The 11,249-nt window shown below is 71.9% G+C and carries 9 protein-coding genes and 1 pseudogene; 8 read left to right on the top strand and 2 right to left on the bottom strand.

Annotated features, from left to right (window positions below):
• A pseudogene (locus LUZ64_RS35075) lies at positions 1–1,023 on the bottom strand (hypothetical protein); the annotation flags it as partial.
• Entirely contained in the window at positions 1,020–1,484 is a 465-nt protein-coding gene (locus LUZ64_RS35070; RefSeq protein ID WP_095584128.1) for a hypothetical protein, read from the bottom strand. The gene LUZ64_RS35070 and the pseudogene LUZ64_RS35075, both read right to left, overlap by 4 nt.
• Before the next feature lie 276 nt (positions 1,485–1,760).
• Between LUZ64_RS35070 and LUZ64_RS35065 the strand changes: the two genes are divergently transcribed.
• From LUZ64_RS35065 to LUZ64_RS35030, 8 genes are all read left to right on the top strand, one after another.
• On the top strand, positions 1,761–2,546 hold the full coding sequence (locus tag LUZ64_RS35065) for a GntR family transcriptional regulator (RefSeq protein WP_095584129.1): 786 nt from the start codon (positions 1,761–1,763) through the stop codon (positions 2,544–2,546).
• Complete coding sequence (locus LUZ64_RS35060) at positions 2,543–3,499, top strand: bifunctional DNA primase/polymerase (RefSeq protein ID WP_095584130.1); 957 nt, start codon at positions 2,543–2,545, stop codon at positions 3,497–3,499. The genes LUZ64_RS35065 and LUZ64_RS35060 overlap by 4 nt, the downstream gene beginning before the upstream one ends.
• A gap of 778 nt (positions 3,500–4,277) precedes the next feature.
• Positions 4,278–6,176, top strand: coding sequence for a rep family protein (locus LUZ64_RS35055; RefSeq protein WP_095584131.1), 1,899 nt, complete (start codon positions 4,278–4,280; stop codon positions 6,174–6,176).
• Positions 6,177–6,286: 110 nt separating this feature from the next.
• Positions 6,287–7,012, top strand: coding sequence for a P-loop NTPase family protein (locus LUZ64_RS35050; protein WP_095584132.1), 726 nt, complete (start codon positions 6,287–6,289; stop codon positions 7,010–7,012).
• Between the two features lie 158 nt (positions 7,013–7,170).
• A complete protein-coding gene (locus tag LUZ64_RS35045; RefSeq protein WP_143593413.1) occupies positions 7,171–8,325 on the top strand; it encodes a hypothetical protein in 1,155 nt (384 codons plus the stop codon).
• Between the two features lie 102 nt (positions 8,326–8,427).
• Positions 8,428–8,880 carry a hypothetical protein gene (locus LUZ64_RS35040; RefSeq protein WP_143593414.1) on the top strand — a complete coding sequence of 151 codons (453 nt, stop codon included), beginning with the start codon at positions 8,428–8,430 and terminating at the stop codon, positions 8,878–8,880.
• A 191-nt stretch (positions 8,881–9,071) separates the two neighbouring features.
• Positions 9,072–10,301: a site-specific integrase gene (locus LUZ64_RS35035; RefSeq protein WP_095584135.1), complete on the top strand. Its 1,230-nt coding sequence runs from the start codon at positions 9,072–9,074 to the stop codon at positions 10,299–10,301.
• 92 nt (positions 10,302–10,393) lie between these two features.
• A complete protein-coding gene (locus LUZ64_RS35030) occupies positions 10,394–11,245 on the top strand; it encodes a hypothetical protein (RefSeq protein ID WP_095584136.1) in 852 nt (283 codons plus the stop codon).
• The last annotated feature ends 4 nt before the right edge of the window (positions 11,246–11,249 follow it).

The following is an 11,249-nucleotide window of genomic DNA, read 5'->3' as shown; positions in this document are numbered from 1 at the left end:
GCCCGAGGCGAACACCGCGATGCCGGCGACGAGCGCGATCCCAGGAGCCTGCCTCCAGACCCACGCCTGAAGACACGCCCACTTGGCCGCCGCGGACTCCCGGCGCTCCGCCTGGGCGCGAGCCTCCTCGAACAGCTCCTCGGCGGCGGCGTTGATCTGCTCGGCCTCGGCGACGGCGACGGCACGGACCTCGCTGGCCTCGACGGCGGCCTCCGCGAGGAGCCGCTGGACTTCCTCGGCGGCCCGCTGCTCGCGGGCCTTCGCCTCCTGGACCCGCTCGGCCGCCGACGCGTCGGCCTTCACCGCGCGCTCCTCGGCCTCCTTCACGACGGCCTCGGCGGTGGCGACGGCGGCGGCCCCACGCTCGGCGCGCTCGGCCTCGGCGGCGGCCTCCAGCTTCTCAGCCTGTGCGGTGACGTCGGCCAACAGGGCGTCGGCTGCCTTCCGCACCTCCTCCGCCTTCGCCTCCGCCGCCCGCACCAGCTCCTCGGCCTCGGCCCGCGCGACCTCCCGCGCCTCGTGCCGGGCCACCGCGTCGACGTGCCGCTGCTCCTGGTCGTCGAGCCGGGCCTGCGCGGCGATCTGCCCCGCCTCGACCTTCGCCGCCTCCCGCAGCGCCACCGCCTCCGCGCAGGCCGCGCCGGCCTCCGCCTTGAGGACGTCGGCCTGCTCGACCAGGTGGCGGGCGAGCGCCCCGGCATCGGTCAGCAGAGCCTCGAACTGCTCCCGGACCCCGTCGGTGATCTGGGTGTTCTGCGCCAACAGCTCGGCGCTGCGGCGCCGGGTGTGGTTCAGCAGGGCCTCGGCCTCGGCCATCTCGGCCTGAGCACGGGCCAGACGGCGGGAGGCGGCCTCCTCGATGGCGGCGGCGTCCTCGATCGTCGCCTCCGCCGTCCCGGTCGCGGTCGTGATGATCCTGTCGGCCTGCCGCTCCGCCTCCGCCTTCGCCTCGGCCAGCACCTCGGCGGGGGTGGCCTCCGGCAGGGCGACGGGCAGCAGTGTTCCCAGATCGATGACGCTCACTCGGCCGCCCCGGGGATCTCCGTCGGGCGCAGGCCCGGCAGCGTCCGGTGCGAGAGGTGCCAGCCCTCTCCGCGGATGTCGGCCTCGGCCCGCTTCCAGGTGTCCGGGTGCGCGCCGGGGTCGGCCTCGAACGCGGCCCGCTTCGCGGTGGTGCCGTCGCGGTGGACGCTGTGCACCTGGCGGTCGTGGATCAGCACCTCGACCTCGACGGGCTCGGCCAGCATGCGCCGCAGGCGTGCGTTGTCCGCCTCGGAGCCGCCCAGCTTCGCGTTCAGGCAGAGGCGTTCGTCGAGCAGCTGGTGCGCCTGGGCGTCGATCTCCTCCGACATGCGGCGCAGCCAGGACAGGCGGAGCTGCACGGCGCGGACACGGCCGGCGAGGCGGTCGCGGTCGGCGGTGGTGTCGGCCAGCGCGGTCTCGGCGGCGGCCAGGCGGGATCGGCGTACGAGAGGCCAGTTCATGCGGTGCCTCCCGCCGGGTGGTGGATGATGGACACGGTCGCGCCCCTTTTCATGTCGTCTTCGGGTGCGGCCCGGCGGGCTCCCTGGTGGTCAGACCAAGGGGGCCCGCGCCCTTTTCAGGGCAAGCCGCTCCGCCCCAACCCCTAGTTATCTTCTAGAAGTTTTCGGCGAACGACGACGACTATGGCGTGCACCCTGATGCGGCGTCAACAGGTAGGCGTGGGTTGTCTTCTAGAAGTTTCCACGCTTCACTTGGGGCGCCGAAGGGAGCCGACCATGACCACCAAACCCGCGAAATGGCGGGCGCTAGCCGACCGGCTAGCAGCCGAGATTGACGACGGCACGTACCCGCAGGGCAGCCGACTGCCCCGCGTCGAAGACCTGGTGAGGCAAGGCGAAGGCAGCACCGCCACCGTCCAGCGCGCCTACCGCGAGCTGGAGGCCGAGGGCTACGTGATCACCCGCCGCCGAGGCGGAACCGTGGTCCGGGACCGCAGCATCGTCCGCGTCCCCCTCAGCCGGTACAGCTCCGTCCTCACCCCCGGCGGCGACCGCGGACCATGGGAGACGGCCACCGCCGCCCAGGGCCTCGACGGCAAGATGGTCGTCCCCGAGCCCGCCGCCGAGGAGATCGCCGCGCCCGACGACGTCGCCCAGGCCCTCGGCCTCGGAGCCGGTGCACGCGTCATCCGCCGCCGGCGCCTGGCCACCATCGGCGAGGAAGTCGTCCAGGTCCAGGAGGCGTACTACCCGACCACCTTCGCCACCGCCGCCGGCCTCGACGTCCCCGGCAAGGTCGTCGGCGGAGTCCTGGGCGCGATGACCGGCGCGGGCTTCGACCCCACCGAGGTGGACGAGAGGGTCACCGCTGGAGTGCCGACCGCCGCCCAGGCCGCCGAGCTGTCCATCGGCACCCGCGTGCCGGTCCTCGTCGTCCAGCGCGTCACCCGCGACAACGCGGGCCGCCCCCTGGAGCTGCTGCGCATCGTCGGCGCCGCCGACCGCCTGGAGCTCGTCTACGACGGACTTCCCCTCAAGCGCCCGACCGGGGACGCCGCGTGAACCAGGACGCCGCCGCGCACCGTCCCGGCGTAGCCGACAGGCCCCGGCTGCTCGCCGCAGCCCTCGGCTACGCCCGCCGCGGCATGCCCGTCCACCCGCTCCGCCTCGGGGAGAAAGAACCGAGATGGTTGGCCTGGCAGCGCCGCGCCACCTGCGACGAGACCGAGGTCCGCCGCCTGTGGGAGCGCGCCCCGTACAACGTCGGCGTGATGACGGGCAACGGCCTGGTCGTCATCGACCTCGACCAGCCCAAGCCCGGCGTCGTCTACCGGGAACATGCGGCCACGCCCGGCGCCCGCGACGGACGCGACGCGCTCCGCATGCTCATCGAGGCGGCCGGAGCCGCGTGGCCGCAGACCATGACGGTCACCACGGCGTCCGGCGGCGCCCACCTCTACTTCGCCACCGACCCCGACATCGAGGTCCGCAGCAGCGTCCGCCGCATCGGCCAGCACATCGACGTCCGCGCCGCCGGGGGCTACGTCGTCGGCATCGGCTCCGAGGTCGGCGGCCACCGGTACGTCCTCCAGCCCGGCCCCACCGAGCCCGCCCCCATGCCCCAGTGGCTCCTCGACCTCTGCCTCGCCCAGCACGACGAGCACCAGGAGCACGCCGACCCGGCGCCGGCCCCCTCCGCCCCGGTCTTCGCCCCGTCGTCAAACCGCGCTCGTGCATGGGCAGTTGGCACGTTGCAGGGCATGGCGAACGACCTCGCGCGGATGGCTCCGGGTACCGGCCGGGACACCGAGCTGTACAAGAAGTCGAGCCGGGGGCACCGGCTCGTCGTCGCCGGGCTCGTCACCGAGGCCGAGGTCGAAGAGGCGATGCTATGGGCCGCCGGGTCCTGCGGACTCACCGCCGAGCACGGCGAGTTGAGGGTGCGCGCCTCGATCCGGTCGGGCATGGCGTCGCGCCGTGGGCAGGCCCCACTGCATCCGCCCGCATCGGCATAGAGTTGGGTATTTGTCTGAATTGACAAAAAGTGTTGGAGAATCAGACGAATGTGGACGCCACGCCCGATGGGGGGTCACTGATGCCGTAGCCCCACGGTGTTGAATGTGAGACCAGATACAACGCAAGGGGCCCCCGCCGAGCGGATTCGTCAGCCAGCGTCCACGGCCCGGAGTCGCCACTCCGGACCTAGCTGGCGGAACCACTCGGTGAGGGCCACCTGGCGGACCCGCCACTTTCACCGAGAACGGGCCCTTCGTGAGCACTGTACCCACCTCGCCGTCCGGCGGACAGCCAGCCGGCGGCCACAACGCGGCGGAACTCCCTCATCCGGGGGCAGCCGATCAGGCCGCCGCTGACGGCGCAGCCGCCGAGTTCACCGCGCTAGCCGCCGCTTTCCCCGCCCCGCGCCCCACAGCTCGCCGTAAGGCCAGCCGCGCTACGACCACGGCTGTGACGTCCGGCACACCCGGTGCCTGTGAGGCATGCGGCGCAGCGATCGAATCCCCCGGCGGAGGGCGCCCCAAGAGGTTCTGCTCCGACGCCTGCCGCAAGCGCGCAAGCCGGTCGACCGCCAAGAAGCCGGCCCCCTCGAAGCGGAGCGGCGCCGCAGCGGCTGGCGACGTCCGGAAAGTGTCCGGAAAGTCGACGCCGGAGACACAAAAGCCCAGGTCAGCGGGCGGATGGGGTGCCGCCGACACCACAACGGCGAGGCCCCTCGGTAACAGGGGAAAAAGTGTGACCCCCCCGAGGGCGTCTGAGACCCCCTCCAAGACGACCTTGGACGCGGCCTCGGACGACGACTGCGCGGAGGTCGGCGACGGCGAATCGAGCGACGCGGCCACCCCCGCTGTGCCCTTGCAGAGAGCCGAGGGTCACGAGCGCGGAGGGAAGCGGCAGGGGCCGAAGGTCGACGGGAAGGTCGTCCGCGACGAGCTGTACCGGCTCCGCGAAAAGCTCCAGAAGCACAAGATCCTGCTGGACCGTGCCTTCAACCGCTGTGCGGTCTTCCCCCGGGGAGCGGGCGGGGTGCCAGTCCGGGTCAACCCGACGACGCGACGGGCCGTCGTGGGGGGCCTGTGCTACTGCCGACGCGTGCACACGTGCCCGTCCTGCATGACCACCATCCGCTCGTACCGGGCGGAGGAGTGGGGGCGCTACGCGACGCTGTGGGAGAACGCCGGCCGCGGAATCGTGCTCCTGACTTTGACCTTGCGCCACTTCGACAAGCAGGGCCTGGGGTCGATCCGCAAGGGCAACCGGTTCGGGCTCCTCGATGTGCAACACCGCGCATGGGAGCGGCTGATCGGACGCCGGGCGCCGAGCTCGTTCAGGACGAAGCGCTGGCGGAACCACTACGGGATCGAGGGCTATCTGCGGGTGTGGGAGTGCACCCACGGCCGTGGTCGGGGCTGGCATCCGCACTGGCATGTGATGGTCTTCACGGCTGCGCCATGGACGCGGACGATGGCGAAGGAGTTCGAGGCCGAGATCCGCGAGCGCTGGGGCCGGGCCGTCATCGAGGTGGGTGGCTACGAGATCAACGAGCACGGGGCGAAGGTCGACCTGCCCAAGCCGGGCGACGGCAAGAAGCTCGGGGTCTACCTGTTCAAGAATCAGGATGGGAAGGCGAAGTTCGAGGGCCTGTCCCAGGAAGTCGTCCGGGGCGACAAGAAGCAGGGCCGGGGCGGCAACCGCATGATCCTGGAGATCATGAACGACGCGGTCAACACCCTCGACAAGGGCGACGAGGCCGCGGCCGCCCGGGACGTCGAGCTGATCCGCGAGTACGAGGAGTCGACCCGCGACCTCAAGTTGATGTTCTCTACGCCCCGGCTCCGTGAGCTCTTGGCCGAGCTCGCGGAGATCGAGGAGAAGACGGACGGTCAGATCCTCACCGAGGCTGAAGAGGGCAAGCTGATCTGCATGTTCCTCTCGGAGGTCTGGTACGAGCACGTCACCCGCATTCCCGGCCGGTTCCTCGCCGTCATCCACGCTGCGGAAGAGCGAGGTGAGCCCGCGGTGCGTCGGCTCGTCGAGAGCTGGGGCCTGGTGTGGGGACGCGACGTCATCCCGGCCGGCGACGTCAGGATTCCCGAGCAGACCCCGAAGCCGAAGAAGACCAAGGCCGAGGAGCGAGCCGAGGTGGAGGCGTCGAAGAAGCGGAAGAAGACCAAGGTCGAGACCGTCACCAAGACGCTGAAGGAGAAGGCCACGGCAGCGGACGGCGCCCGCGCGACCGATCAGAAGCGCCAGGACGAGGTCCACCGCCTCGGCGCCTCGATGGCGGACGATGACCGCCGCGTCGCCGGGGAGGCCCTGGAAGTCCGCATGGCCACGCGCCGCGTCGAGCGCGCCGCCACGCAGTACGTCGACACCCCGCCCGTGGACAGGGACGAGGTCTTCGACGAGCTCAAGACCGCCATCACCCACGCACAACGGATCGAGAAGATCACGATTGACGGACTCCGGGACGGTCACCACGGCGACCCGACCGAGTTCCTGGCAGCCCGCCGCCGCGTCAACGAGACCCGTGCCGGGGACCTCGCCAACAGCATGCGGGCGGTACGCGAGCAGTGGGACCGGGCCGAGCAAGGCGCCGAGATCGGTCGCACGATCACCCACCCCCGCCAGCCGGAGGAAGGGGCAGACGAGCCCGAAGCGGTCCGCGCCGGATGACCGCTGCTCCCGGATGCGGCGCCCCCCGGTGTAAATGCCGGGGGGCGCCGCATGTCCGGGTGCACGCGGTCCGCGCGGGACGGGCTACGGTTCTGCGTCATGAAGACGACATGCACGACCTCCGGAACCCACACGTCCGGGAGGTGCGCCTGATGGCCGCCCGGGTGACTGTGTGCGGCAAGCTCAAGGGCGGCACAGGCAAAACGCGGTTGGCGAAAATGATCGCCATGTACATGGCGGTTGTCGAGAAGCGCAAGACCCACCTGATCGACGGTGACTCTGTGTCGCAGACGACGTGGGACTGGAAGCAGGACTACGAGAGGGCCACCGGCAAGCCGTACCCGATCACGGTCACTCGGCACCCGTTCGAGGACATCAACGACCACATCCGCGAGCTGGAAGCGGACAACGACGAGATCGTGATCGACATCGGCGGCGGCAACGCCGTGGCGTTCGGTGCCGCCCTTGAGCGTGCTCACCGGCTGTTCGTACCGGTCGGGGCTGACCCCTCGGAGGTTCGACGGCTGCCGGCGACCTGGAAGGCTGCGACATCTGCCGCCGCACTGTCGGAGGTTGGTGGCCTCCAGACCTGGGTGGTCCTCTCGCGCACGGACCACCAGACGGCGATGCCCGGCCAGTACCGCGACATGCTGACGAGCGGGGAGAACAACCAGTTCGTCTACCCGGTGATGCAGGCGGAGATGGTCAAGCGGGTCGCCTACCAGCGCGCCTACGGGACGGTGCCGACCATAAGCGACTTCCGTAGGCTCTACCCCGACGTGGGCCAGGTACTCGAAGAGGCCGGAATGATCGAGAAGGCCGTGGTGCCCGTCTGATGGCGAGGAAGACGAAACCGGCGGTCCTCCTGCCGTCGCCGGATGATGCAGGCCCCGCAGAGCTCACCCGCGAACACCTCAACGGCGACGGCGGCGGAAGTGGTGGCGGCGCCGTCGCTCCTCAGCGTCGCCCGCTGAAGAACCCCGACAACGGCCGCATGACCGCATCCCCGTCCATCCACGTCCGCGGTCTGGTCCAGCAGCTGCCGGACCTCGACAAGGTCCGCGAGGTCGCGGAGACGGACGACTCGCCGCTGACGGCGGACGAACTCCAGCAGAAGGACACCACGGACGCGGTCATCCGCTCCGCCCAAGAGTCGGGCCAGGCTGCGATCTGGGTCATCGGGGCGGCCCTGCGGATCTTCGCGAAAGGCCGGTTCCATCGGCAGTCCGGCCTCACGTACGACGAGCACGTGCAGCAGGAGTACGGCATCAGCCCGGCCCACTCCTACCGGTGGCGGGACGGCGCTCCCACCGCGCTCGCCATCGCCTCGGCAACGGGGAAGACCCCGATCGAGGGCCAGGTGCGCGAGCTGCGCAAGGGCGAGAAGGCCCACGGCGAGCGCGGACGCGACCTTGTTCTCGAACTCGCCCGGCAGGCCCCGGCCGTGGCCGAGCAAGCCGGAGCCAAGCTCACGGCCAAGGTGTACGAGCGGGCCATCGCCGCGCTCCCCAAGCCGGAGGAGATGCCGGCGGACCCGGAGACCGTGGCGAAGGTCGTGCGCGAGAGCGTGCTCAACGTCCTGACCGCGCCCACGACGGACGGCGCCGCGCCCGGGGTCTCTCCAATTGGAGAGACCGGGAACGACGGAGCCGAGGGAGAGGGCAATGCCGAGGCGCCGGTGCGGCTGAGCGTGACCGTCCCGGCCGCCGTGGCCGACACCCTCAAGCAGTGGGCCGAAAAGCTGAACACCGGTCACCGCCTGGAGCTCGGCCAGGCCGACGTGCTGACCCACGTCGCCGAGCTCGCGGCCGCCGACGAACACGCCTTCAGCCTGATCTCCGAGCGGATCGAGCAGCAGCACGCCGAACACTGGGGCCGGGAGGTGCAGCGGTTCGAGTGGCGGCCCAACCCGCGATCGAAGACCGTGCTGCGCGCCGAACGGCGCCGTAAGGGCCACTCCGCGCCCAAGGGGCACGACGAGCCGCTGATGTGCGCGACGCAGCTCGCCCAGGCGAACGGGGAGACCGCGGCCTGCGAGGGCGAACTGGTCTGGAAGGTCGAGAAGATCGAGCGCACGAAGGCGAGCACCGCCTACTACTGCGCCGGTCACCTGCCGGCGGGCAGCACCCCGCCTGGCGTGTGGAACTGAATCTCTCCAATTGGAGAGAAGCGGCCCCGTCGTCCCCCAGCGGACGGCGGGGCCGCCCCCGTCGAGAGGCCCGTCACCTGAAAACGGCCGTATTCTCCGCTCATGGGTGACAGGACCTGCACATGGTGCGGCCAGCCCCTGCCGAGCGGCCGAGGCCGCCGCTACTGCCCTCGTCCGCGCACCTGCCGTCAGGCGGCCTACCGGGCCCGCCACCGCGCCCGAGCCGCCATCCCGCCGCGCGTGGCGATGCTCCAGATCAGCAACCGGCTACAGACCCGGCTCTTCGGTCTGGTCGGGGTGCTGGACGAGGTGATCCACCAGGAGCGCGCGATCCCCGGGGTGCACTGCGCGGTGGCGGCCGAGTTCGAGGAGCTGGTGCGCGAGCTGGTCCGCTGCGCGGTGCTCGCCGACCGGGAGGCCGGCGCCACCTGGGCCACCATCGGCGAACCGCTCGGCATCAGCGCGGAAGCGGCCCGGCACCGGTACGGCCACGTGCGGCTGATCTGGCCCCCGCCTCGCAACCCGGACGAGGAACCGGAGTCCGAGAGTTCATGATGTCCGGGCTCCGGGAGTCGTGGGGGCCGCCGACACGTGCCTGTGCTCGGCGTCCGGCCGTCCGCGCCGCCTCGCCTGCCCCCCTGTGCCCTTGCAGTGGTTGGGCCGTTCGGGGGAGTGGAGGCAGGTTCCGGGCATAGCGGGCGGTCGGCGGGTGCTTGACGGGGTGTCCGCTGGTGAGGAGGTCCGTCATGGTCGAGTCGGGGTCTGGTGTCGTTGGCTCCGTCGGACCCGGCGTCCGCCCCCGCGACATTCAGCGGTTTCTCCGCCCCGCGAACCTCGCCGCCGAGTTCCGGTGCTGGCTACCCGCCTCGGGCTGCGCGGCCGACACCGTCGGACCGTACGCCTCGCACGCCGCGAGCTGGTTGGGCTGGTGCGACCGCCGCCGGATCGACCCGCTCCACCCCCACCTGCTCGACCTTCAGCAGTGGGTCAACACCCATCCGGTCCGGGTCGAGGGGCAGCGCAAGCCGCCCTCGGCGGCGACCCGGGCGAACCGCCGGAAAGCCGTGGTGAAGCTCTACGCGTGGATCAGAAGTTGGTGCCCGGCGGCAGACGGCGAGGTCCGCAACGCCGCCCGGCTCGTCCACACCCCGGGCGACCCCGGCCGCCGGCCCCGAGCCCGTACCCTGACGCCCCGGGAGATCGCCGACTTCCTGGGCGCCGCCGAGCAGATGGGCCCGGCGGTCGGCGCGGTCGGGCACCTGCTCACCGACATGGGCCCGAGGGGCTGCGAGATGGTCCGGCTGTGGTGGCGGGACTGGCTGCCCGGGAACTGGCCGTACCCGGTGCTGCGAACGTCGGGCCGCGGCGAGCTGGCCCCCGCCGACCGGCCCCTGGCCGCCGCCTGCATCGGCCCGGTCGAGGAGTACCGCGACTGGTTGGCCTGGGTCGCGCCCCGGCTGCCCGTCGGGCCCCGGGCACGGATGCTGATGCTCCCCGCCCGGCCGCACTCCACCCCGACGCCGCTCACCTCCCGGCGCCTTCAGCGGCTGGTGGACCGGATCGCCGCCGAGGCCGGGCTGGAGGACATCGAGCCGCATGATCTCCGCGCCGGGTGGATCAGGCACGGGCTGTCGGTCTACTCCTTGGCGGAGGTCTCCGGAGCCATCGGGCACCAGACGCTGTCCGCGACGACCCGATACGCGCCGTCCGGCACGGTGAAGTCGAGCCCGTACGCCCCACGCGTCCGCGCCGAGGCCGCGACCGTCGCGGACGGCGTGGTGATGCTCCGCAGGCTGGAGACGGCGGGGGAGCCACCGACCGAACTGGAGGCGCTGCGCGCGGAGAACATCCACCTGCGAGCCGCCCTCGGTCTCGCCCCCGGCGCCCCGCTGCCGGCGGACTGGCGCCGCGCCCCGTACGGCGGCGACGATGCTCCGCGGCCCTCCTTGCCGGTGTCGGCCCCAGGGGCGGCGTGATGACGAAGAGGACGACCCGGCGTGGGCGCCGGAGTCCCGAACTTCCGGAGACGCAGAGTTCCGTAGTGCCGGAGTCCAGGAGTACGGAACTGGTGCCGGTCGAGACGAGTTGCACCGTGTGCGCCTGCCCGGCCCGCGCCGACCTGGAAGCGGACGTACGGTCCGGCGCGCTCGGCCTCGGCGCCGCCGCCGTCGCCCACCGCCTCCCCGCCGCCGCCGTCCGCCGGCACTTCCAGCACTGCCTCGACGACAACCAAGAGCACGACCAGGACGAGCCGGTGACCGTCACGCCCGTCAACGTCCTCGCCCTGGTGCTGGAGGGCACGGCCCACGCACAACACGCCGTCCGGACCGCCGGGAGCGAGGAGACCCGGATCGTCGCGCTGCGCACCCTGGGCGACTACCTGACGCTTTTGGAGCGGGTCGCCGGGTCGGCGCGGTCCTGGGCGGCGGAGGAGGAGACGCGGGCGGACTTCGCCGACCGGATGGCACCACCGCCCACGGTGAACGTGTTCTCTGAGCTTCCCCCGAACTGGTGCGAGCCGGGAAGCCCGGCATGGGAGCGGTGGCGTGAGGCCGGGCCCCGGCGGCACATGGCCGATCTCCTCGGGCGTCTCGGCGTCGCCGGGGCCTACAGCCTGACGCAGGACGAGGCCGTTCGGCTGTGGGACCTGATGGTGTCGCTCTCGCCCGACCCGCCGGACGGCAGGATGGAGACCGACGAGGAGTTCGCCCAGGAGCTCGCGGGTGAGGCCGTCATCCGCGACTGCGCGCTCACGGTCCTGGGCGACCGGGGCATGGCCGAGTGTCCACTGGAGACGGTGCTGAGCGGACAAGCGCGGTGGCATCTGCCGGATGACGAGCAGCGGGCGGAGCGAGTGCTGACGCTCGCCCTGGAGATGATCGCCGAGGCCCGTGAGGCGACGCGGCCGAGCGGTGCGTGAACCG

Source organism: Streptomyces albireticuli, assembly GCF_021228125.1.
GTDB classification, from domain to species: domain Bacteria; phylum Actinomycetota; class Actinomycetes; order Streptomycetales; family Streptomycetaceae; genus Streptomyces; species Streptomyces albireticuli.
Note: the sequence above shows the minus strand (reverse complement) of the source record. Positions and strands in the feature narration are given on the sequence as shown.

What these genes read in the sequence shown, in the direction of transcription:
- LUZ64_RS35065 (WP_095584129.1), top strand. Translation starts at nt 1,761, where the DNA reads ATGACCACCAAACCCGCGAAATGGCGGGCGCTAGCCGACCGGCTAGCA.
- LUZ64_RS35070 (WP_095584128.1), bottom strand. Translation starts at nt 1,484, where the DNA reads ATGAACTGGCCTCTCGTACGCCGATCCCGCCTGGCCGCCGCCGAGACC.
- LUZ64_RS35045 (WP_143593413.1), top strand. Translation starts at nt 7,171, where the DNA reads ATGACCGCATCCCCGTCCATCCACGTCCGCGGTCTGGTCCAGCAGCTG.
- LUZ64_RS35035 (WP_095584135.1), top strand. Translation starts at nt 9,072, where the DNA reads ATGGTCGAGTCGGGGTCTGGTGTCGTTGGCTCCGTCGGACCCGGCGTC.
- LUZ64_RS35040 (WP_143593414.1), top strand. Translation starts at nt 8,428, where the DNA reads ATGGGTGACAGGACCTGCACATGGTGCGGCCAGCCCCTGCCGAGCGGC.
- LUZ64_RS35050 (WP_095584132.1), top strand. Translation starts at nt 6,287, where the DNA reads ATGCACGACCTCCGGAACCCACACGTCCGGGAGGTGCGCCTGATGGCC.